Origin of the sequence: Bacillus sp. RE35 (genome assembly GCF_052146655.1) — a bacterium.
Lineage (GTDB): Bacteria > Bacillota > Bacilli > Bacillales > Bacillaceae_G > Bacillus_A > Bacillus_A cereus.
This window is the reverse complement of sequence record NZ_CP197377.1, coordinates 3,612,559-3,634,922: the sequence shown is the minus strand read 5'-3', so window position 1 is coordinate 3,634,922 and position 22,364 is coordinate 3,612,559. Positions and strand designations below refer to the sequence as shown.

Below are 22,364 nucleotides of genomic sequence, written 5' to 3'. Positions count from 1 at the left end.
ACTAGTTTTCTACTTTTTGAGGAACATAAACATTACTACCAGGCTTCGCTTTCATTTCGTTCCAAGCAGCAATCGCATCAGCTTTTGCTTTCCCTTTATTATTTGGATCTTCGAAAAAGTCACGAGTAAAGCGATTGTATTCAAATTGTGCACCGATAGTTGTTTTGTATGTAGGGTCTTTTTTTCGTTCGTTTTCTTCATGCCAAAAAGCTATCGCGTCTTCATATGTTTTTCCAACATTCTCTTTGAAAAATTTTTGAAGAGCTACTGTAAAGCTGAAGTTTGTTCCGATTTTTTCTTTGAAAAAAGCACGAACATCTTCGCTACAGCGGTGATTGTTAGTAATAATCGTTTGAAGAGAAAGGTCTTTATAGGATAGGGAAGCTTTACTCACCTTTTGAACAGAGCTGTTTTTTAATATTTTACCAGTAGTTAAATAATGTGAGATACAATCGGTTATTTCGATCTTAGAGCCACTAGCTGGCAACCCATTCTCACGACAAAATGTTTGGAGTTCTGCTTTTAGCCAATAATAGTTTTGGAAATCTTCAATTGCTATAGACTTTGTTAAAGGTGGACGCATGAATGTAACAACTACTTTCTTCCATAATTTTCTTCAATTATAAAACATATGTTCTTTTTATGGAAGGGTTAATTTGTAAATATAATGGGAAGAGGAGATTGCATATGGAAAATGTAATGCAAGTTCGTGTTACAGGAATTTTAATTGAAGATGAAAAGGTATTGCTAGTAAAGCAAAAAGTGGCTAATCGAAATTGGTCTTTACCTGGAGGAAGAGCAGAGAATGGCGAAACGTTAGAGGAAGCAATGATTCGAGAAATGAGAGAAGAGACAGGGTTAGAAGTTAACATTCAGAAGCTACTCTATGTTTGTGATAAACCAGATGCTCGCCCGTCTTTATTACATATAACGTTTTTGCTTAAAAGGATTGAAGGTGAAATTATGCTACCTTCTAACGAGTTTGATCATAATCCAATTCATGATGTGCAAATGGTGCCGATTAAAGATTTAAGTCATTATGGTTTTTCGGAAACTTTTATCAATCTTATAAGTGAAGGTTTTGTAAATGCAGGGAGTTATCAAGGTTTGAAACAAAATATAGGTCTGTAAATATAGGGGAAGGATAGCCGTTCGCTATCCTTCATAACATGTTTTAAACTGTTGACTGTAAAGAAGAAACAAGCTGATTTAAAAATTCATCTCCGCTCATAATTGCTTTCCCGCCACCGCGAGCACTCTTCTTATTTCCGCCACCTTTTCCTTCGATTGTAGGAAGAGCGTCTTTTAAAAGAGCATTCATATCGAGTGATACTGATTTTCCGCAAGCGAGAATACATTGTAGTTTGTCATCATTTTCGATGACGAAATACGTAATTGCATGCTCTTGTTGTTCTGTAATAATAGCGGAAAGCTTTGCGATTTCTTGCATAGAACGATTTGTAAATACTTTAGAAATAAGTATGCCGGCATGTATTTCCGTAGGGTGTTGAAGTAGTTCATTTGCCTCTGCAAATAATAATTTTTCATTCATTGTTTGTATTGCTTTTTCGTTTTCTTTTTGAGAAGTAAGCAGTTGCGCCACTTTTGTTGGAATATCAGTTTCGCTACTGTTTAATTGTTTGGAGACATTCTTCATAATTTGTTGTTGCTGCCCTATTAATTTAAGTGTGCGCCAGCCAGCGATAAACGTTAGTCGTATGCCACCTTTATTGCGTTCCCAGCTAAGAACTTGAATAGGACCTACTTCACCAGTACGTTTCGGGTGTGTTCCGCCACAGCCGTTATAATCAAAGTTTTCGATCATAACAACGCGTATATTTTCTGTCATAGTCGGTTCTTTACGAAGGGGCAACGTTTTCGCTTCTTCTAAGTTCATCCACTGGATGCGGATTGGATGGTTTTCAAAAACAATTTTGTTTGCAATTTGTATTGCTTTTTCAACCGTTTCTGCATGAAGATTTTCTGTTTCTAAATCAATTGTTACTGTTTCTTTACCAAGATGGAATCCAATTGTAGGCATGTTAAAATGGTCCCAAAAGGCAGCAGATAAAATGTGCTGAGCCGCATGTTGCTGCATATGATCAAAACGGCGCTCCCAATTGATTTTACCTTCTACGTCTTCTGTATGTAATTGTTCTGCAATGTAATGACGAATTTCTCCGTTTATCTCTTCTACATTGATTACATTGATATCATTTAATGTACCAGTATCATATGGTTGTCCGCCACCTGTCGGATAAAATGCTGTTTCATTCAAAACAACGTATAAGTTACCGCCTTTATCATAATCTTGCTTTATAATTTTAGTAGTAAAGTCTTGCTTATAAGCGTCAGTGTAATATAATTTGTGCTCCAATTTTCTTTCTCCTCTCGCATTAACTAGTTTCATTGTAAAGCAATTGAAATTAGTTTCCTAATATTTCAGAAGAAAGAAACTATTTTTAGAATTTTCTTGCTATAATAAGAAAAAGAAAATGCGGGGGTGGAATGAATATGTTATATGAAAACGGCGTAGATAAACTGCTTAGTTTAAGTAGAAATATTTCCGAATTATATCGAGAATTAAACGAAATGACCCGGATTTTAACGGATTGTAATCGAGAAAGTGTGAAGTTTGATCGATTATATGTAAAAGAGTTACTTTGGAAGAAAGAAGATGTAATAGAGAAATATGACCAGCTACTTGTACAACTTTGTATTAACGAATGCTTTGATCTAAAAAGTGTCATTACAGGGGAATATAAGTATACATATGAAGAAGTAGAAAACATAGTTTTACAATTTAATGAAAAGTATAATGTCGCAATCTTAATTAAAGATGTGTGTAAAGAATTACAGTTCACATATGGAATTGATATGGACATAACGAGAACAACTCGGGTATCAACAGCTCAAGTATAGAAAAAGGAAAAGAAAGCAGATCCTTTGCTTTCTTTTTTTGTGAAAATAGAGAGAGTAGGTTTAACGATGAAGGGGAAGTTACAGCATATTCATCCGCTTGGAATGAGTATTATTTTAGGGACATTGTTTGCTAGGTTTGCAACTTCAATGAGTATCCCTTTTTTAGCGATTTATTTAACGACTGTTAAAGGTGTATCAGCTGGAATGACTGGTGCTATTATCGGAACGAGTGCACTTGTTGGTGTTTTTGCTAGTTTTATCGGAGGGAATTTATCAGATCGATTTGGCCGGAAAACGATTATGCTCTGGTCCATGATCGTTTGGATTTTTGTGTTTATAGGTTTTTCACTTGCGGATCATGTTTTAATTTTCTTTTTATTAAACGCTTTAAATGGATTATGTAGGTCGTTTTTTGAGCCAACATCAAGAGCATTATTATCAGATTTAACAAAGCCTGAGTATCGGTTACTCGTCTATAACTTACGATACGGTGCAATAAATGTTGGAGTTGCTATTGGACCAATTGTTGGATTACAGATTGGAAGTGCAAAATCAACAATTCCTTTTTTAGTAGCAGCTGGGGTATATATTCTATATACAGCTATATTAGCGTTCCAATTTAAGAAGTATCCAATGGAAAAAAAGAAAGTGAGTACAGAAAAACCTGTTACAATGTTAAATGCAATGCGTATATTGCGAAAAGATATAGTATTTTTAGTTGCTTTAGTCGGTATTATTTTGAGTAATTGCGGTTTTTCACATTTAACGACGACAGTATCTCAATATTTTGCAAATGCACATATATTTGAGGATGGAGTGAAGCTATTCTCATATATGCTCGCTTTAAATGCAATTGTTGTAGTGATTATCCAATACCCTGTTATTCAAATGTGCAAAAAATACACACCATTAGCATCCATTATGGTTGGAACTTTATTTGTGAGCGGAGGATTGTTTGGATTTGGAGTAGTAGAATCTATGCTAGGTGCTGCCGTCTGTACAATTATTTTTACAATTGGAGAAGTCTTAATGTTTTCAATGACGGATGTATTTATTGATGATATTGCTGTTGCGCATCTAAAAGGAACATACTTCGGTGCGATGGGTTTTTCGGGAATTGGAGCAGTAATAGGTCCGTGGTTTGGAGGAGTACTTCTCGATTACTACGGGTACCAAAATGGGTTTGCAATATTTTCAGCACTAGCTATATTTTCAACTGTGGCATTTCCTGTGCTTTTAGTTACAAAAGGTTTATCGAAAAAAAGATATGATAGAAATTCTAATATAGAAATGCATGCGAAATAACATAAGCCCCAGTAACCAACTGGGGCTTAGTGTGTATTATATTAACTCTTAATTTGAAAAAAGAACTTTCTTTTCATGCTTATCAGCAACTTCATTTTTGGAAATATGAATGGCTAAATATCCATTTTCTAAGCAGGCTAGCATCTTCTTATAAATAATATTATCGGGTAAAGGAATGATCCGCTGTAAAGAAATATTATTATGAAGTATGCAAATGGTTAGGCCTGTCTTCATCTTTTTAATGACTACATTTTGTTCAGTTACATTTGGTACATCTGTTTCCAAAATGTATTCTTGTTCCGTTTCGCAAAGGTCAATATGAATTTGATTTGGGAAACTAAAGTTACTACAAGAGTCAGAACAAAATTGATCCATCCATTCTTCGAAACCATCAACATGAAAAAGACAATCCTTCTTTTTCTTGCCCATGTAAGACACCCTCCGTGAAATCTCAATTCATACTATGTTATGCATGAATGAAGTAGGGGTGAAGAATAAATGGAAAAATATAAACATTGTATGTGGAAAAGATAGCTAGTGTGCACTTTTTGTTTTACATATCATGATGCGCATGATGTTTTTGGCGTGAATGGTTACGGTTTTTTACTTTATGAGATCCGCTTAATGGTTCAGGTTGTCCTTTTTTTTCTTTCGCTTCACGATTGTTTTTTCCCATTGTATGTGACACCTCCTCTTCCTCTTTAGAATGAGAGAAGTTTGCAAATTTATACGAGAATGTTTTTAGAAAAAAAGGTAAAGATAAATGGGACTAACTATTATGGAAAGGGGATTATATAATGCCATATCATAAAGATAAACAACAAGCGTTTCAAGCAGCTCAGCAAGGTGTTACACAAGCAGAAAATGCATTTAACAACATTGTAAAAAATGATCCAAACTACGGTCATGATTTAAAAGAATTACGCCAAGAGGTTCAGGAAGCGTATGAACAAATTCAAAATGCACTAGAAGTAGCTTCAGAAACACAACGCCCACAACTTGAGCAATACGAAAATAACCTTCAAAATATTATGCAGCATGTAGATCAATTAGAAAAGTAAATGAGGTTGTTGTGTATTCGACAACCTCATTACTTTAACGAATATTATGCTAAAACAGAAAATTTTTCTACTCGTTTTTTCTTTATTATGCGCAGTACATATATTTCAAGTTGAAAAAGTGGAAGCGAAAATGTTGCTCAGAAAAGAGCTAGAACCAACTGGCTATGTAACATGGGAAGTACCTAATAATGAAAAGATTATTGCTATTACATTTGATGATGGACCGGATCCAACTTATACACCACAAATTTTAAATTTATTACGTCAATATAAAGCAGAAGCGACATTTTTTATGATTGGATTTCGGGTTCAGCGTAATCCATATTTAGTGAAACAAGTGTTAAAAGAGGGACATGAAATTGGAAATCATACGATGAATCATTTGTATGCGAGTAATTCATCAGATGAAAAATTAGAAAATGATATTTTAGATGGAAAGAAATTTTTCGAAAAATGGGTGAAAGAACCTTTGCTATTCCGTCCACCGGGTGGATATATTAACGATGCTGTATTTAAAACAGCGAAAGAAGCTGGTTATCAAACTGTTCTATGGTCGTGGCATCAAGATCCACGTGATTGGGCAAATCCAGGGGTTGAATCCATTGTAAATCATGTAGTGAAAAATGCAAAAAGTGGTGATATTGTATTGTTACATGATGGTGGAAATAATCGTAGTCAAACAGTAGCAGCGCTAGCAAAAATTTTACCTGAACTGAAAAAGCAGGGCTATCGATTTGTAACGGTTTCGGAATTGTTACGTTATAAACATTAGAAAAAATCCCAAAAGGTGAATGCTCCTTTTGGGATTTTTCGTTACTGGTTCTTTTTGCGTTTCTTATTATTTTGTCGTTCTGCAGCAGTTAAGTTTTCATTTGCAAACTCTTCGTTATAACCAGCACCTTGTCCTTGTGCAGATGCCGCATTCATTCCTGAAATAGTATGATTTGCTTTTCTTTTACCCATTTTATTTCACCTCTATAACTTTTTTTGTAAGTTGCATGATGAGCAGTTCATAGTATGTATGAACTGTAAAGAAAGCGCTAATAGAGCACTTTACTTTATGGTAATAGTATTCATAAGGAACATGAACACTATTCAAATTTAGAAACATAAAGAAAACTTATGATAATCTATAAGTTTCTTATTATTTACTTATTTAGAAAGTTGTAATAAGATATTATCGTAAGGTATTGAAAAGTTTGTCTACATTTTATATTCAGACAACTTAGTCACGTTTAACAGGGGGGAAACATAATGGTCAAACATAATCCATTTCAATCACGCGCAACTTTTGAAGTAGATGGAAAAACGTATCATTATTATGATTTGAAAGCGCTTGAAAACGCAGGGGTTGGCAACGTATCTCAATTACCATATTCCGTGAAAGTTTTACTTGAATCAGTACTTCGTCAAGTAGACGGACGTGTAATCACAGAAGAGCATGTTACAAATTTAGCGAAATGGGGAACGAAAGATGTGCAAGATATCGATGTTCCATTTAAACCATCTCGTGTAATTTTACAAGATTTCACTGGTGTTCCAGCTGTTGTTGATTTGGCTTCGCTTCGTAAAGCAATGGCAGACATGGGTGGGGATCCTGATAAAATTAATCCGGAAATTACTGTAGACCTTGTAATCGATCACTCTGTACAGGTTGATAGAGCGGGTACGGCAGACGCGCTTGCATTCAACATGGACTTAGAGTTTAAACGTAATGAAGAACGTTATAAATTTTTAAGCTGGGCACAGAAATCATTTGATAACTACCGCGCAGTTCCACCAGCTACAGGTATTGTACACCAAGTAAACCTTGAATATTTAGCACCAGTTGTTCACGCGGTGAAAAATGCTGAAGGTGACTTAGTTGCATACCCAGATTCATTAGTTGGAACAGACTCACATACAACAATGATTAACGGTATCGGCGTTCTTGGTTGGGGCGTTGGTGGTATTGAAGCAGAAGCAGGAATGCTTGGACAGCCTTCATACTTCCCAGTACCTGAAGTAATCGGTGTAAAATTAACTGGTACACTTCCAAGTGGTACTACAGCAACTGACGTTGCATTAAAAGTAACACAAGTATTACGTCAAAAAGGTGTAGTTGGTAAATTCGTTGAGTTCTTCGGTAATGGACTAAAGAGCATGCCTTTAGCTGACCGTGCAACAATTTCAAACATGGCACCAGAATATGGCGCAACTTGTGGATTCTTCCCAATCGATGATATTTCATTAGAATACTTACGTTTAACAGGTAGAGATGAAGAACAAATTCGCGTTGTTGAAGAATACTGTAAAGCGAACGGCTTATTCTATACAGCAGACAGCAAAGATCCAATTTACACTGATCTTGTTGAAATTGATTTAAATACAATTGAATCTAACCTTTCTGGACCGAAACGCCCACAAGATTTAATTCCACTTTCAGATATGAAAGATGCGTTCCACAAAGCTGTTGTAGCACCAGTTGGAACACAAGGACTTGGATTTAATGAGCAAGAGTTCGATAAAGAAGTGAAGGTTACATTAGAAGATAAAGAAGTAACGATGAAAACAGGTGCAATTGCAATCGCAGCAATTACAAGCTGTACAAATACATCAAACCCATACGTATTAATTGGAGCAGGTCTAGTTGCGAAGAAAGCAATTGAAAAAGGACTTGTAGTACCTGAGTACGTAAAAACATCATTAGCACCAGGATCTAAAGTTGTTACTGAGTACTTAGATAAATCAGGTTTAACAACATATTTAGACCAATTAGGTTTCCAAACAGTTGGTTACGGCTGTACGACTTGTATCGGTAACTCTGGTCCATTAGCGCCAGAATTAGAAGAAGCAATCGCAGCAAACGACTTATTAGTAACATCTGTTTTATCTGGTAACCGTAACTTTGAAGGTCGTATTCATCCACTTGTAAAAGCGAACTACTTAGCATCACCACCACTTGTTGTGGCATATGCACTTGCAGGTACTGTTGATATTGACCTGAAAAATGATGAAATCGGTAAAGATGCAAATGGTAATGCTGTTTACTTCAACGATATTTGGCCATCAGCTAAAGAAATTGAAGATGTAGTTCAAAGCGTTGTTACATCTGAGCTGTTCAAGAAAGAATATGCACAAGTATTTAATAGCAATGAGCGTTGGAATGAAATCCAAACTTCAAACGAAGCTTTATATACTTGGGATAATGATTCAACATACATTCAAAACCCACCATTCTTTGAAGGTTTATCTAAAGAACCAGGTGAAGTTGAAACGTTATCAGGCTTACGCGTAGTTGGTAAATTTGGTGACTCTGTAACGACAGACCACATTTCACCAGCAGGTTCAATCGGTAAGCACACACCAGCTGGACGCTACTTATTAGAAAACGGCGTACAACCAGTTGACTTTAACTCTTACGGTTCTCGTCGTGGTAACCATGAAGTTATGATGCGTGGTACATTCGCGAACATCCGTATTAAAAACCAAATTGCACCAGGAACAGAAGGCGGATATACAACATACTGGCCGACTGGTGAAGTAACATCAATCTATGATGCTGCTATGAAATATAAAGAAGATGGCACAGGTCTTCTAGTTGTTGCTGGTAAAGATTATGGTATGGGAAGTTCTCGTGACTGGGCTGCGAAAGGTACTAACTTATTAGGTATTAAAGCAGTAATCGCAGAAAGCTTCGAACGTATTCACCGCAGTAACTTAGTGTTAATGGGTGTATTACCACTTCAATTTAAAGATGGCGAAAGTGCTGAAACGTTAGGTCTTGTTGGTAACGAGTCATTTGAAATTCAAATCGACAAATCAGTTAGACCACGTGATCTTGTAAAAGTAGTTGCAACTGATTTAGATGGCAACGAAAAACAATTTGAAGTAGTAGCTCGTTTCGATAGTGAAGTTGAAATTGATTACTACCGTCACGGTGGTATTCTGCAAATGGTTCTTCGTGAGAAAATTGAAGAGTCAAAAGTGTCAAACTAAATAATTGAAATGAACGAGAAGGAAGCTAACAACTGTTAGCTTCCTTATTTTATGGAAAGGGATGAAACCATTTGGTTTCATCCCTTTCTTTTTACTGTGAAAAAATGGAGGAAACGTCATGAAAGAATATAAAAGAATTTTGTTACCGTTACAGAAAGAAAAAATATTAGTAATAGCAGCTGTATGTAGTGGGCTTTTTGCAGCGATTTTAAATTTATCTCGGCCACTATTCATGGGACTAATTGTAGATAATTTGATTCAACGGGAGTTGAAGGGAGCATATTTTTACATTACTTTGTTTACAGTTTGCCGCTTGTTGATGTGGGTGAACAACCTCTCATTTGATTATATAAGCTCAAAAGCGAGTCAGCGAATATTACGAGAGAAGCGTATAGATGTATTGCGCCATTTTTTCCTATTACCGTTTGAAGAGAGTGAGAAAATTAAACAAGGAGAGTTAGAGACGCTAGTTGTATCTGATATTCCGAATTGGATTAGGTTATATAGTTCTATATTAATAGAATATATACATGCCATTGCGCAATTTATAGGTGCGTTCATAGCACTACAACATATAGATATACAGTTCATATTGTGGATAACTCCGTTTTTATTTTTAAGTGCAACAGTTCCGATGTTGTTTGGGGAAAAGGTAAGAAATATCGCAAGCATTGCTCAAAAAAATCAGTCAAGTGTCGTAGAGATGGTGTCACAGTTTGTAAAAGGAGTACAAGATTTACGTAGTTTACAAAAAGAAAAATGGGCAATTCGCTTATTTAAAAGAGTAACGGCACAATCGTATAAATCGGAAGTAAAGAAGACGATGATGCAACATTGTATTGGAGTAGTTGGAACGGTGATTGAAACAGGAGCATATATCCTTGTTCTCATTATAGGTGCACAAAAAATAATGAGGGGAGAAATAGAAGTTGGTTCACTCATTGCAGTGTTAGCGACAATTGAGATGCTCTTTTTCCCTGTCCGTTATGTAGGCGATTTATTAATAATGACACAAGTTGCAGTCGCTTCGGCAAATAGAACTTTTTGCTTTTTAAATAAACGAGCAGCAGATAACAATGTAGAAAGAGCGATGGGTATCAGGATAACAAATGTTTCATTTCAGGAGAATGACGAAGAGAAATGCAGAATTCGTAATATTGATTTGCAAATTCGTCCTGGTGAACTCGTTATTATTGTGGGAGAAAGCGGTGCAGGAAAAACAACGCTTTTAAAGTTAATAACGGGCTTGTATAAACCATCTAACGGTAGCATTGCTTATTATGGTAATGAAGCTCGTATGACTACAGTTTGGCAAGAACCACGTTTTTTCCGAACGACGGTAACAGAGAATATGTATTTCGGGGAAGAGTGTTTAGAAAATCAGTTAGAAAAAAATAGTGAACTTATAAATGTAACGCCGATTATTAGAGGGTTACCTGAAGGGAGTCAAACTGTGCTACATAAAAGCGGTGAAGAGCTTTCAGGAGGCGAAAGAAAACGTCTCGCATTATTGCGAGCGATTGTATCAAATCCAACTCTTATTATTTTAGATGAACCGACGGCTGGGTTAGATCCAGGCAATCAAGAACTGGTTTGGAATATAATTGAAGGGATAGGGAGAAATGTAACGAGAATTGTGGCAACACATGATGTAGAGAGAGCGATGATAGCAGATTGTGTTGTTGTCATAAAGAATGGGACTATTGTGGAATGTGGGAATCCTAGAGAATTATTAAATTGCAACTCATTGTACAAAGAGTTGCAAACAAAAAGATAAGAGATATGTAATGCCCTTATCTTTATTCCGCTATTTGCCGGGCAGCCCGATTGGTGAGGGCTGATTAAAGTTTCACTTTATTCGTTCTCATTAAGTTGATAAGTATAAGAATTCGGATCACTAGAATTAACTTCTTTGACGAGAGTAAGTTGATTTGTATCTGGATTATATTTGAAAATCTTAATTGTATGTTCGCTACTTAGTAATGGATTATATTCTTGAATAGCGAATGTATTTTCCGCAATTTGTGTCATATTACTGGTGGGAACATTTTCTATGGAATCATGATTTGTAGAAATTTCAACGACTTTTTCACTGTTGAAAAATAAAAGAACGATTACTAAAATAACTAAGCATATTCGTATATAGCGTAGCTCTTTGGTGATAGGGTGTTCTCCCAAAATAATCATCCTTTCTATAACTATTCTATAGTAGTAATGGTAGTCATCGTGAAAAAAGTAATAATGCCGAGGCCTGCCCAAAGGATAAATGAGATTAATGCGATATAGAGACAAATACGTCCAACTTGTTTTTTTTCAGGATCTTTACTAAATAGTGAGATAATCCATGTGATAATTCCGATTGGGGAAAATATAAAACTAAGAATATATAGAAGTATTTTTTCAAATAAATTCATGAGAGCTCCTTTCATTGTAAAATATTATATTTATTTCTAATTATATGATGGAAAGGTAAATATTTCATCATAGTTATAAAAATTCTGATTATTTAGAATGTGAATATTTCCAAGCTTGTCCGTATAAGCTAAAATAAGGTATATAGTATTTTGATGAATGTGTTAAAAGAAGATAATACGTTAGGGTGATATAAAATGTGGCGGAAGCTTACGATTATTGTAGTGTTACTTTGTTTAGCGGGATATGCAGCTTATGAACAGTTTGGTAATAAAGAGCAGGCGGTAAAAGTGAAGCAAGAAAAAAGTGAAGCTGCGATGAAAGAGATTATCGCAAGGAATGGTATTGAAATAGGGAAGAGTGCGCCAGACTTCGAATTAACGAAGTTAGATGGAACGAATGTAAAGCTATCAGATTTAAAAGGAAAGAAAGTGATTTTAAACTTTTGGGCAACGTGGTGTGGACCTTGCCAACAAGAAATGCCTGATATGGAGGCTTTCTATAAAGAACATAAAGAGAACGTAGAAATTTTAGCGGTCAATTATACGCCTTCAGAAAAAGGTGGGGGGGAAGAGAAGGTAAGCAATTTTATTAAAGAAAAAGGAATTACTTTTCCTGTTTTATTGGACAAGAACATTGATGTGACAACAGCGTATAAAGTAATTACGATTCCAACTTCGTATTTTATAGATACAAAAGGTGTCATTCAAGATAAGTTTATTGGGCCGATGACACAAAAAGAGATGGAGAAAAGAGTTGCTAAATTAAAATAATGGTGAAAAGGTAGAGGTGGAGAGTTCCCATTTCTGCCTTTTCTTTTTCAAGTAGTAATCACTTCATGATATGATGTAAGAAATATAACCGTTTAGAGATAAAGGAGTGTATGGAGTGGGGAATGTATCCTTACCGTTAGATTATGTTGTAATTGATTTTGAAACAACAGGATTTAACCCTTATAATGATAAAATTATTCAAGTTGCAGCAGTGAAATATCGTAATCATGAATTAGTAGATCAATTTGTTTCATACGTGAATCCAGAGCGGCCAATTCCGGACCGAATAACGAGTTTAACAGGTATTACTAATTATCGCGTTTCAGATGCTCCGACGATTGAAGAAGTGTTACCTTTATTTTTAGCATTTTTACATACAAATGTTATTGTGGCCCATAATGCTTCTTTTGATATGCGCTTTTTGAAAAGTAATGTAAATATGCTTGGGTTGCCTGAACCTAAAAATAAAGTAATTGATACTGTATTTTTAGCGAAGAAATACATGAAGCATGCGCCTAATCATAAACTTGAAACGTTAAAACGAATGCTTGGAATTCGTTTAAGCTCTCATAATGCATTTGACGATTGCATTACGTGTGCTGCTGTTTATCAAAAGTGTGCAGCTATTGAAGAAGAAGGGAAACGAAAAGTAAATAAGGCTATGCTTGATGAAACTGCGGTATATGAAGCGGTGAAAGAAATACTTGCATGTAATAAACGGAATGTAGAATGGCTACGTTGTATGAACGTAGGAAGTTATTTAGATATAAAAGCTTTTTATCCAGTTATGAGAGTAAAGGTAAAAGGGCGAAAGAAATATGTATTAACAGAGATATTAGAAGAAGATGTGAAAGAAATATGTACAAGCTTAAAATGTGAACCAGCGTTAAAAAGTGAAGTTGGTAATACGAGAATTATGCTTAATAGCTTAGAGGATGTTATGAGATTAGAAAGTTATATTTTAGAACAGTATGATTTTGTATTACAGGCGCTTCATGATTATAAAGAAAATGAAATGAATGCAGATGAAAAGTTGAAAGAGTATTTAAATATTATGGTATGAAAAACTCCGTGTGCAATATATTGTACACGGAGTTTTTTTAGGAGTACTAAAACATAAAATTTTCTTGCAAATCTGATTAAAGAGTTTTTTGTTTGCTCATACTATGTAATAAGAAAGCGAAGGAGAGAGGGTGAACAACATGAGAAGAAGTCGCCGTAAATCGTTTGAAGAACTTGTAAATGAAAATAAACAACAATTATTAAGCGATCGTGAGGCAATTGATCGCATTGAAGAGCGCATTGAAAAACGTTATGAAATGAAACTTTTTAAGCAAGCTGAATAATTCTTAACACTAGTACGATACTAGTGTTAAGGAGGCGATAGTAATGGGTAATCCGAAAAAAAATTCAAAAGACTTTGCACCGAATCATATTGGAACACAATCAAAAAAAGCTGGTGGAAATAAAGGAAAGCAAATGCAAGATCAAACAGGTAAACAACCGATTGTTGATAATGGTTAAAGAAAAGGAGAATATTACATTCTCCTTTTTTATGTATAAATTTGAGGAAAGATAGGTAATTTAAGATGGTGTGTATATACAATATTAGGAGGGAAGTACATGCCAAATCCAGATAATCGAAGTGACAACGCTGAAAAGTTACAAGAAATGGTGCAAAATACAGTTGATAACTTTAATGAAGCAAAAGAAACAGCGGAACTTTCTAATGAAAAAGATCGTGCTGCTATTGAAGCAAAAAATCAAAGACGTTTAGAAAGTATTGACTCATTAAAAAGTGAAATCAAAGATGAATCTTAACAAAATATACAAAAAGGGCTGACTTTTGTCAGCCCTTTTTCGTAATCGTAAAGTTTTCAACAAGTAAACGCCAATTTTGTGGGAATGGTAAACCGATTTTCCAGTAACTAATACCACCTATACCTTGTTCTTTCATTAAATTGAATTTACTTTGAACAGACCGTGAATCTTCAAACCAAACTTCGTGTTGCACGCCGTTTTCATCAAAATAATTAAAATGAGGAGCTTGGGCTGTGAAATCATAACGAATAGGGACATTATATTTACGAGCTAGTGTAACAGCTGCGACAGAGCTAATTGCTTTTGCGGGTGGATTTCCTTGTTTAAATGGAAGCTTCCAATCAAACCCGTATAAATTTTGCCCCATCATAATTTTTTGGGGAGGCATTTGAGATTTTGCATATTGAAGTACTTCTTTCACCGGACCGATAGGAGAAATCGCCATCGGTGGCCCGCCCTGCCATCCCCAGTCATATGTCATAATGACGACGAAATCAACAATTTGCCCTTGCGCTTTATAATCGTGAGCTTCGAAAAATTTTCCCTTTTGATTTGAACTTGTTTTCGGTACGAGAGTTGTGCTCAATGTGTACCCGCTAGGTAAGCGTGTTTTTACATTTCGTAAAAAGCGATTATACGCCTCGCGGTCTTCAGGTGCTACACTCTCGAAATCGAAATGAATGTCTCGCATGCCATATTTTTGAGCTGTTTGCAAAATGTTAGTAATAAATTTGTTTTGAATCGTTGCATCGCGTAAAATAACCGATGTTAGATCGGCACTGAAATTACCATTTTCAATATTTGTAATAACGAGCATAGGGATTGTTTTACCCTGCGTTGCAATATTAGCGATTTTAGCTGTTTCAGTAGGTTCTTTTAATGTGCCATCTCTTTTTGCCTCAAAACTAAAATAAGCTAAGTATGTTAAAAATGGATTGATGGCACGTGTAGCATTAACTAAACTCTCTTTAATCGGTATAGTGGAAGGCTGTAAATAAGCGATGGATTCTACAGTTCGTTTTGTACCTTTTGGTACGTATAATTGTTGTCCGACATGGAGAATAGATTTTAAAGATAAATTATTAACTTTAGCTAAACTAGCGAGGGGGACATTATATGTTTGAGAGATTCGATATAGGCTGTCACCAGGCTGTACATAATAATTATTCCCTTTCGTATTAACGATAAGTGCCTGACCAACAACGAGCGTTTCAGCTGGATTTAATCCATTGTCTTTTACTATTTCGTCAGGTGTTGATCCATATTTTGATGCCAAGCTATATACGCTATCACCACTACGAACCGTTACAATTTGAATCATATGCTTGCTCCTTTCGGGAAAAGATTCACTATTTTTATTTTATTTTTGATGTCACTGTATTATGATTAAATGTATGCAAGGTAGCAGAAGTGAAAGAAGGCGAATACATATGTTTGTAGCAGAACATGAAGTTGAAATCCGTTATGCGGAAACAGATCAAATGGGTGTTGTTTACCATTCAAACTACTTAGTGTGGCTTGAGTTAGGTCGCACGAAACTTATACAAGATTTAGGTTTTTCATATGTTGAAATGGAGAAAGAAGGAATTATTTCTCCTGTGTTAGATTTACAAATTTCATACCGTAAAGCGATGCGTTACGGAGAAAAAGCAAGCGTAAAAACATGGGTAGATACTGTGAGCCCACTTCGCGTTGTATATGGATATGAAATATATAATGGTGATGGTGAACTGTGTATTACTGCAAGCACAACGAATATTTGTGCGAAAAAAGAAGGGTTCCGCCCTGTATCATTTAAAAAGTTATATCCTGAGTGGTATGCGAAATATGAGGAAATTAAGAAAAAATAAAAAAGCGTGGCAGAAGCCACGTTTTTTTATTTTTCATAATTAAATTGTGGGAAGTCGTCACCTTCGTTAAGTGTAACAGATAAATTATGTCCATCGAAGAACCATTCATCATCGCCTTCAATAAAGAAATTAATACCTTCTTCTTGAATTTGAACAGCAGGATGTGCAGGATCATCTTTACGAATACCTAAAGAAAGTCCTTTTTGCACAGTACTGCAACCACCGTATTGTACGAAAAAGCGTAGTGTTTCATTTGATTGTAAGTTTAATTCAGTTTTATACCATTGTGCTGCTTCTTTTGTTACGGAAAGATTCATGTATAGTTCCTCCAAATTATGTTGCTTTTTCTTTAGTATAAAAAATAACGCAAAAAGACGCTATTAATATGCTTCACGTTTTCTTTTTGCGTTATGTGGGTTACGATCTTATTTTTGCTTTTTTGAAAAGTTTGCTTTTGGTTCAGTTTTATTTATAATTCGTCCGATATTTGCACGGTGTTTATAAATAACCATACCTGCTAATAAACACATCGCAATAATGAAGATTTTATCCCCGCTAACAATGGATGCAATAACAGCAACAACTGCTGTTACCATAGAAGAAAGTGATACGTATCTTGTTGTAAATAAAAGGGTGAAAAATACAACAGCCAATATTGCAAAAACAACTGGTGAATAGCATAATAGCACCCCAGCAGAAGTTGCAACTGCTTTACCACCGCGGAATTTCGCGAAGATTGGATAGACATGTCCAAGAACAGCCGCTAACCCGAACCATAGTGGATGAATATCTAATCCGAAAATCATTGGTAGACTTGTTGCTAATGTCCCTTTTAAAATGTCAGCAATTGTAACGGTAAAACCTGCTTTTTTCCCTAATGTGCGGAATGTGTTTGTTCCGCCTAGATTACCGCTCCCGTGCTCACGAATATCGATTCCGTAGCCGATTTTTCCAACAACTAGTGCAAATGGAATCGAGCCAAGTAAGTAGGCAACGATAAATAAAAGATATGTAGTAACCATAAGTTCAGTCTCCTTTATTCAAATGTGTTGATAAAGGGTAAAAAGAGTTTTTCCCGTATATTGTACCATACATTTGTAAAGAGCACATTTCTTTTTTGTAAATGAAAAATTCATTATTTCGTGAAAAAAATTTCACAGTAATGTTACATTTCTCACAGAAACAGTAAGACTATATGTAGTAACATTTTAATCAAAAGATAACAACATATTGGTGGAGGGTTATAAATGTTACAAAATAATACACGTGGAGAAGAAGAATTAATGAAAGTGTTTGAGACAATAGTCCACGGCAATGAACAAGATTTGATGCAAGAAAATGCAAATGTAGACGGCCGCTCTCCAATGGGCGTAATGGGAACGTTCGCATCTGAGAGTGCAAAATATTATGCTGTTGAGAATTTATTGTCAGATCAAGTGAAAAAAGCGATAAATGAAAATATATTATATCCACATGATTTAGATTTTTATGCAACAGGAACGACGACTTGTTCACAAATTCCGTTAGCGCAAATGCTTGCTAATGGTTTTCATACTGGACATGGACATATGAGACAACCGCAAGACATTAAAAGTGCATTGGCTCTTTCGTCTATTATTTTTCAAGCGAATCAAAATATGCAGCATGGTGGTCAATCGTTTGCACTCTTTGATATTGATTTAGCACCTTATGTACGAAAAACAATTGAGAGACATAAAAAACGATTACAATCATATCCGCTTACGAAAGAGCAAATAGAAGAATTTTCATGGAAAGAAACGGAAAATGATACGTATCAAGCGTGTGAGGCTTTCGTTCATAATTCGAATAGTATGCATAGTAGGGGCGGAGGACAAGTACCGTTTATTTCTATTAATTATGGAACAGATACATCGAAAGAAGGAAGAATGTTAATTAAACAACTTTTAAAAGCGACACAAGCTGGACTTGGTAAAGGAGAGACACCGATTTTTCCGATTCAAATTTTCAAGATGAAAAAAGGTGTGAATTTTGAAGAAAGTGATCCGAACTACGATTTATTTGAATTAGCATTAGAGACAACCGCAGAGCGATTATTCCCTAACTTTTCATTTTTAGATGCTCCGTTTAATGCAGTGCATTATGATGGAAGACCAGAAAGTGAAGTATGTTACATGGGATGTCGTACTCGTGTTATGTCTAATATACATGGAGGAGAAACAGCGATTGGTAGAGGGAATTTATCATTTACGTCTATTAATTTAGTGAAATTAGCGTTAATTAGTGGTTCAAAAGAAGCGTTTTTTGAAGCGCTAAACTATTATTTAGATTTAGGAATTAAGCAGTTATTAGAAAGATTTGCGTATCAATGTACGAAGCGAGCAAGAGATTTTCAGTTTTTATATTCACAAGGTGTATGGCGTGGTGGAGAAACGTTGCAGCCTGAAGACTCCGTAGCCTTGATTTTAAAACAAGGGACGTTAAGTATTGGTTTTATCGGTCTTGCGGAATGTTTAGTAGCTTTAACAGGAAAGCATCATGGGGAAGATGAAGAATCATGGAAACTTGGGTATGAAATTATTTCCTTTATGAGAGATAGAATGGATAAAGCGACAGAAGAACATCAACTGAATTTCTCAGTAATTGCAACTCCAGCAGAAGGATTATCAGGGAAGTTTGTGAAAAAAGATAGAAAAGAATTTGGCGTGATTAGCGGTATAACGAACCATAATTACTATACGAATTCATTCCATATTCCAGTTTATTATAACATTCAAGCGATAAATAAAATCCGTTTAGAAGGCCCGTTTCATGCTCTATGTAACGGGGGACATATTACTTATATTGAACTAGACGGAGCAGCAATGCATAACAAAAAGGCATTAAAACAAATTGTACAAGCCATGGCAGAACATGGCGTTGGATACGGTTCAATTAATCATCCTGTTGACCGTTGTAAGTGCTGTAGTTATCACGGGGTTATTGGGAATGAATGTCCAAGTTGCGGGAATGAAGATGAGGCTAATATAGAAAGAATTCGCCGTATAACAGGCTATCTTGTAGGAGATATGTCAAAGTGGAATAGTGCGAAACGTAGTGAAGAGATAGATCGGGTGAAACATAAATGAAAGTGATGAATATTATTCATGATAGTGTAGTAGATGGAGAAGGATTGCGGACAGTCGTGTTTTTTGCGGGCTGTCCGCATCGTTGCGTTGGTTGCCACAATCCGAAATCGTGGAATATTTGCAACGGAACGGAAATGACAGTAGAAGAAATTGTGAAAGAGATTGCAAGTAATCCATTAACTGATGTAACATTTTCAGGTGGAGATCCATTTTTTCAAGCTGCTGAAGTGAAAATGGTAGCAAAAATCGTGAAAGATTTGAAAAAAAACCTATGGATGTATACAGGTTATACGTTAGAAGAGATACAGAGTTCTCAAAATAATGATATGATAGAGTTGTTACATTATGGGGATGTTTTAGTCGATGGAAGGTTTGAAATTGAGGAAAAAGATTTAACACTTCCATTTCGCGGAAGCTCCAATCAACGTATTATTCGATTGAAAGAGTAAAAAGGCGGGATAGATTATATGAACAAAACGGTATTGCTTGTTGAAGATGAAAGAAGATTACGTGAAATTGTTAGTGATTATTTTCGTAATGAAGGCTTTGAAGTAATCGAAGCAGAAGATGGAAAAAAAGCGTTAGAGTTATTTGCAGAGCATGAAATTGATTTAATTATGTTAGATATTATGTTACCGGAAATAGATGGATGGTCTGTTTGTAGAAGAATTAGAAAAGAATCAGCAGTACCAATTATTATGTTGACAGCACGTTCGGATGAGGATGATACATTGCTAGGTTTCGAATTAGGTGCAGACGAGTATGTAACGAAACCATTTAGCCCGAAAGTATTAGTAGCTCGTGCAAAGACGTTATTGAAACGTGCGGATGGTGCGGTAGGAGTAGCGGAAGAAAATGCTATGTCTTTAGCTGGAATAGAAGTGAATCGTCTATCTAGAACTGTTTTAGTAGATGGAGAAGAAATTATATTGACACATAAAGAATTTGAACTTCTTGTGTATTTAATGGAGAACAAAGGAATTGTGTTATCACGTCAACATTTATTAGACCAGTTATGGGGATATGACTATTACGGTGATGACCGAACGGTTGATACCCATATTAAAAAACTTCGAAATAAGCTAGGAGATAAAGCGAAGCATATCGGTACTGTTATTCGAGTTGGTTATAAATTTGAAGAATAATCTAGAACGATTTGTGTAATTTAGCCTAGGGAAATGGTAATTTTATACTCTCTTTTGAAGGTAAAATGTACAAAAAATACTTTTTTTGTCTACAATGTTAGATAAGTGTATTTTTTTAATTGGATTTCACGATGAGTTCACAAGAAGGACACAAAACGTGACTATACTGAAAATACGAATTCACCAGAGAGGGGAAATAAAACATGGGATATTACGACGGACCAAATTTAAATGAAGAGCATAGTGAAACGAGAGAAGTGAGAAAATCAGGTAGTAAAAAAGGCTATTTCTTCACAGGTTTAGTGGGAGCTGTAGTCGGAGCGGTTTCGATTAGTTTTGCAGCACCATATATGCCATGGGCTCAAAATAATGGAGCGCCAGTATCATCATTTAGTTCGGATTCAAAAGTAGAAGGTACTGTAGTTCCTGTTGTAAATAAAGCGAAAAATGAAACTGATTTACCTGGTATGATTGAAGGGGCGAAAGATGTTGTTGTAGGTGTTATTAATATGCAACAAAGTGTTGATCCATTTGCAATGCAACCGACAGGTCAAGAACAACAAGCCGGTTCAGGATCAGGTGTTATTTATAAAAAAGCAGGAAATAAAGCATATATTGTAACAAACAACCACGTAGTAGATGGAGCAAATAAACTTGCTGTGAAGCTGAGCGACGGAAAGCAAGTTGATGCGAAATTAGTTGGTAAGGACCCTTGGTTAGACTTAGCGGTTGTTGAAATTGATGGATCTAATGTAAATAAAGTTGCCACTTTAGGTGATTCAAGTAAACTTCGTGCGGGTGAAAAAGCCATTGCAATCGGTAATCCACTTGGATTTGATGGAAGTGTAACGGAAGGTATAATCAGTAGTAAAGAACGCGAAATTCCGGTTGATATTGATGGGGATAAACGACCAGATTGGCAAGCACAAGTTATTCAAACGGATGCAGCGATTAATCCAGGTAATAGTGGTGGTGCATTATTTAACCAAAATGGTGAAATAATTGGGATTAATTCAAGTAAAATTGCACAACAAGAAGTTGAAGGAATTGGATTTGCTATTCCAATTAACATCGCAAAACCAGTTATTGAATCTCTTGAAAAAGATGGAGTAGTAAAACGTCCAGCTCTTGGAGTAGGTGTTGTTTCACTAGAAGATGTGCAAGCTTATGCAGTCAATCAATTGAAAGTACCGAAAGAAGTAACAAACGGCGTTGTATTAGGTAAAATTTACCCAATATCACCAGCTGAAAAAGCTGGTTTAGAGCAATATGATATTGTAGTAGCATTAGATAATCAAAAAGTAGAGAATGCTCTTCAATTCCGTAAATATTTATATGAAAAGAAAAAAGTAGGCGAGAAAGTAGAAGTTACATTCTACCGTAACGGTCAAAAAATGACGAAATCGGCTACTTTAGCAGATAATTCAGCTACAAAGAATCAATAATCGAAATAAAAGAAAGTCTCTTTCATATTGAAAGAGACTTTCTTTATCGGCTATACTAAAGGAATAGGAGGGATTAATTATGACAATTGAAAACCCAACTCGTACGGAAATTGGTGAAGTGTTAAAGAAAAGCAAAATAATTGCGGTTGTTGGATTATCAGATAAGCCAGAACGTACATCGTATATGGTTTCAAAAGCAATGCAAGATGCTGGATACCGCATTATTCCAGTTAATCCGACAGTAGATGAGGTGCTCGGAGAAAAGGCAGTTTCTTCACTAAAGGATATTAAGGAACACGTTGACATTGTAAATGTATTTCGTCGCTCAGAGTTTTTAATGGATGTTGCAAAAGAATTTGTAGAGATTGATGCAGATGTTTTTTGGGCACAATTAGGAGTACAAGATGAGGATACATATAAACTTTTAAAAGAAAAAGACTATACTGTAATAATGGATCGTTGTATTAAAGTAGAACATGCGATGACAAAATAGTATAGATTTAAAGGTAGAAAGATTGATTCAGCCCTCATTATAGATAAGTAGG

At 35.5% G+C, this 22,364-nt stretch carries 28 protein-coding genes; 18 read left to right on the top strand and 10 right to left on the bottom strand.

Annotated features, from left to right (window positions below; genetic code table 11):
* Position 1: 1 nt before the first annotated feature.
* Complete coding sequence (locus tag ACTL4X_RS18450; RefSeq protein WP_086401146.1) at positions 2-583, bottom strand: DUF6434 domain-containing protein; 582 nt, start codon at positions 581-583, stop codon at positions 2-4.
* Positions 584-687: 104 nt separating this feature from the next.
* Here ACTL4X_RS18450 and ACTL4X_RS18445 point away from each other — a divergent pair, with 104 nt between their 5' ends.
* Positions 688-1,131 (top strand): NUDIX hydrolase, encoded by a 444-nt coding sequence (locus ACTL4X_RS18445; protein WP_000432568.1) that lies wholly within the window; start codon positions 688-690, stop codon positions 1,129-1,131.
* Between the two features lie 43 nt (positions 1,132-1,174).
* On the opposite strand, the gene ACTL4X_RS18440 is transcribed toward ACTL4X_RS18445, so the two are convergent.
* The gene (locus ACTL4X_RS18440) at positions 1,175-2,377 is read right to left on the bottom strand and encodes an alanyl-tRNA editing protein (protein ID WP_151639600.1); all 1,203 of its coding nucleotides are present in this window, start codon (positions 2,375-2,377) and stop codon (positions 1,175-1,177) included.
* Positions 2,378-2,514: 137 nt separating this feature from the next.
* Between ACTL4X_RS18440 and ACTL4X_RS18435 the strand changes: the two genes are divergently transcribed.
* Together ACTL4X_RS18435 and ACTL4X_RS18430 are read left to right on the top strand one after the other, a co-directional pair.
* Positions 2,515-2,922: a hypothetical protein gene (locus ACTL4X_RS18435; RefSeq protein ID WP_000965149.1), complete on the top strand. Its 408-nt coding sequence runs from the start codon at positions 2,515-2,517 to the stop codon at positions 2,920-2,922.
* Positions 2,923-2,988: 66 nt separating this feature from the next.
* A complete protein-coding gene (locus ACTL4X_RS18430; RefSeq protein WP_000676808.1) occupies positions 2,989-4,227 on the top strand; it encodes an MDR family MFS transporter in 1,239 nt (412 codons plus the stop codon).
* Positions 4,228-4,275: 48 nt separating this feature from the next.
* Here the strand turns inward: ACTL4X_RS18430 and ACTL4X_RS18425 are convergent, their stop codons facing one another.
* Together ACTL4X_RS18425 and ACTL4X_RS18420 are read right to left on the bottom strand one after the other, a co-directional pair.
* On the bottom strand, positions 4,276-4,656 hold the full coding sequence (locus ACTL4X_RS18425; protein WP_000516748.1) for an Hsp20 family protein: 381 nt from the start codon (positions 4,654-4,656) through the stop codon (positions 4,276-4,278).
* 124 nt (positions 4,657-4,780) lie between these two features.
* Positions 4,781-4,903 carry a small acid-soluble spore protein P gene (locus ACTL4X_RS18420; RefSeq protein ID WP_000517649.1) on the bottom strand — a complete coding sequence of 41 codons (123 nt, stop codon included), beginning with the start codon at positions 4,901-4,903 and terminating at the stop codon, positions 4,781-4,783.
* A 121-nt stretch (positions 4,904-5,024) separates the two neighbouring features.
* On the opposite strand from ACTL4X_RS18420, the gene ACTL4X_RS18415 reads away from it, so the two are divergent.
* Both ACTL4X_RS18415 and pdaB read left to right on the top strand, forming a co-directional pair.
* The gene (locus tag ACTL4X_RS18415; protein ID WP_001146294.1) at positions 5,025-5,288 is read left to right on the top strand and encodes a hypothetical protein; all 264 of its coding nucleotides are present in this window, start codon (positions 5,025-5,027) and stop codon (positions 5,286-5,288) included.
* A 46-nt stretch (positions 5,289-5,334) separates the two neighbouring features.
* Entirely contained in the window at positions 5,335-6,060 is a 726-nt protein-coding gene (gene pdaB, locus ACTL4X_RS18410; RefSeq protein ID WP_002041622.1) for a polysaccharide deacetylase family sporulation protein PdaB, read from the top strand.
* A 41-nt stretch (positions 6,061-6,101) separates the two neighbouring features.
* Here the strand turns inward: pdaB and sspO are convergent, their stop codons facing one another.
* On the bottom strand, positions 6,102-6,251 hold the full coding sequence (gene sspO / locus ACTL4X_RS18405) for an acid-soluble spore protein SspO (protein WP_000518051.1): 150 nt from the start codon (positions 6,249-6,251) through the stop codon (positions 6,102-6,104).
* 291 nt (positions 6,252-6,542) lie between these two features.
* Here sspO and acnA point away from each other — a divergent pair, with 291 nt between their 5' ends.
* Together acnA and ACTL4X_RS18395 are read left to right on the top strand one after the other, a co-directional pair.
* A complete protein-coding gene (gene acnA / locus ACTL4X_RS18400; protein WP_000238564.1) occupies positions 6,543-9,266 on the top strand; it encodes an aconitate hydratase AcnA in 2,724 nt (907 codons plus the stop codon).
* 118 nt (positions 9,267-9,384) lie between these two features.
* The gene (locus tag ACTL4X_RS18395; protein ID WP_033695656.1) at positions 9,385-11,043 is read left to right on the top strand and encodes an ABC transporter ATP-binding protein; all 1,659 of its coding nucleotides are present in this window, start codon (positions 9,385-9,387) and stop codon (positions 11,041-11,043) included.
* Between the two features lie 77 nt (positions 11,044-11,120).
* Here the strand turns inward: ACTL4X_RS18395 and ACTL4X_RS18390 are convergent, their stop codons facing one another.
* A complete protein-coding gene (locus ACTL4X_RS18390; protein ID WP_074555548.1) occupies positions 11,121-11,453 on the bottom strand; it encodes a YmzC family protein in 333 nt (110 codons plus the stop codon).
* Between the two features lie 11 nt (positions 11,454-11,464).
* Positions 11,465-11,680, bottom strand: a complete 216-nt coding sequence (locus tag ACTL4X_RS18385; RefSeq protein WP_001047912.1) for a hypothetical protein — start codon at positions 11,678-11,680, stop codon at positions 11,465-11,467.
* 195 nt (positions 11,681-11,875) lie between these two features.
* On the opposite strand from ACTL4X_RS18385, the gene ACTL4X_RS18380 reads away from it, so the two are divergent.
* From ACTL4X_RS18380 to tlp, 5 genes are all read left to right on the top strand, one after another.
* Positions 11,876-12,451 (top strand): redoxin domain-containing protein, encoded by a 576-nt coding sequence (locus ACTL4X_RS18380; protein WP_000269085.1) that lies wholly within the window; start codon positions 11,876-11,878, stop codon positions 12,449-12,451.
* 115 nt (positions 12,452-12,566) lie between these two features.
* A complete protein-coding gene (locus ACTL4X_RS18375) occupies positions 12,567-13,514 on the top strand; it encodes a 3'-5' exonuclease (protein ID WP_000528757.1) in 948 nt (315 codons plus the stop codon).
* A gap of 139 nt (positions 13,515-13,653) precedes the next feature.
* Positions 13,654-13,797, top strand: coding sequence for an FbpB family small basic protein (locus ACTL4X_RS18370; RefSeq protein WP_001254703.1), 144 nt, complete (start codon positions 13,654-13,656; stop codon positions 13,795-13,797).
* A 43-nt stretch (positions 13,798-13,840) separates the two neighbouring features.
* Positions 13,841-13,975, top strand: a complete 135-nt coding sequence (sspN, locus tag ACTL4X_RS18365) for an acid-soluble spore protein SspN (RefSeq protein WP_000527987.1) — start codon at positions 13,841-13,843, stop codon at positions 13,973-13,975.
* Between the two features lie 99 nt (positions 13,976-14,074).
* Positions 14,075-14,272: a small acid-soluble spore protein Tlp gene (tlp, locus tag ACTL4X_RS18360; RefSeq protein ID WP_001133511.1), complete on the top strand. Its 198-nt coding sequence runs from the start codon at positions 14,075-14,077 to the stop codon at positions 14,270-14,272.
* A gap of 28 nt (positions 14,273-14,300) precedes the next feature.
* On the opposite strand, the gene ACTL4X_RS18355 is transcribed toward tlp, so the two are convergent.
* Entirely contained in the window at positions 14,301-15,593 is a 1,293-nt protein-coding gene (locus ACTL4X_RS18355) for a glycosyl hydrolase family 18 protein (RefSeq protein ID WP_000614866.1), read from the bottom strand.
* Positions 15,594-15,702: 109 nt separating this feature from the next.
* On the opposite strand from ACTL4X_RS18355, the gene ACTL4X_RS18350 reads away from it, so the two are divergent.
* Positions 15,703-16,122 (top strand): acyl-CoA thioesterase, encoded by a 420-nt coding sequence (locus ACTL4X_RS18350; RefSeq protein WP_000495817.1) that lies wholly within the window; start codon positions 15,703-15,705, stop codon positions 16,120-16,122.
* Between the two features lie 26 nt (positions 16,123-16,148).
* On the opposite strand, the gene ACTL4X_RS18345 is transcribed toward ACTL4X_RS18350, so the two are convergent.
* Complete coding sequence (locus ACTL4X_RS18345; RefSeq protein ID WP_001054455.1) at positions 16,149-16,439, bottom strand: HesB/YadR/YfhF family protein; 291 nt, start codon at positions 16,437-16,439, stop codon at positions 16,149-16,151.
* 108 nt (positions 16,440-16,547) lie between these two features.
* Positions 16,548-17,144 (bottom strand): glycerol-3-phosphate 1-O-acyltransferase PlsY, encoded by a 597-nt coding sequence (gene plsY, locus ACTL4X_RS18340; RefSeq protein ID WP_000258974.1) that lies wholly within the window; start codon positions 17,142-17,144, stop codon positions 16,548-16,550.
* A gap of 225 nt (positions 17,145-17,369) precedes the next feature.
* Here plsY and ACTL4X_RS18335 point away from each other — a divergent pair, with 225 nt between their 5' ends.
* From ACTL4X_RS18335 to ACTL4X_RS18315, 5 genes are all read left to right on the top strand, one after another.
* Positions 17,370-19,229 (top strand): anaerobic ribonucleoside triphosphate reductase, encoded by a 1,860-nt coding sequence (locus tag ACTL4X_RS18335; protein WP_086401149.1) that lies wholly within the window; start codon positions 17,370-17,372, stop codon positions 19,227-19,229.
* Positions 19,226-19,678: an anaerobic ribonucleoside-triphosphate reductase activating protein gene (nrdG, locus tag ACTL4X_RS18330; RefSeq protein ID WP_000867081.1), complete on the top strand. Its 453-nt coding sequence runs from the start codon at positions 19,226-19,228 to the stop codon at positions 19,676-19,678. The genes ACTL4X_RS18335 and nrdG overlap by 4 nt, the downstream gene beginning before the upstream one ends.
* Before the next feature lie 18 nt (positions 19,679-19,696).
* On the top strand, positions 19,697-20,374 hold the full coding sequence (locus ACTL4X_RS18325; RefSeq protein WP_001044679.1) for a response regulator transcription factor: 678 nt from the start codon (positions 19,697-19,699) through the stop codon (positions 20,372-20,374).
* 203 nt (positions 20,375-20,577) lie between these two features.
* Complete coding sequence (locus ACTL4X_RS18320) at positions 20,578-21,819, top strand: S1C family serine protease (RefSeq protein ID WP_000542646.1); 1,242 nt, start codon at positions 20,578-20,580, stop codon at positions 21,817-21,819.
* A 79-nt stretch (positions 21,820-21,898) separates the two neighbouring features.
* Positions 21,899-22,312 carry a CoA-binding protein gene (locus ACTL4X_RS18315; RefSeq protein WP_000151376.1) on the top strand — a complete coding sequence of 138 codons (414 nt, stop codon included), beginning with the start codon at positions 21,899-21,901 and terminating at the stop codon, positions 22,310-22,312.
* Positions 22,313-22,364: the final 52 nt, after the last annotated feature.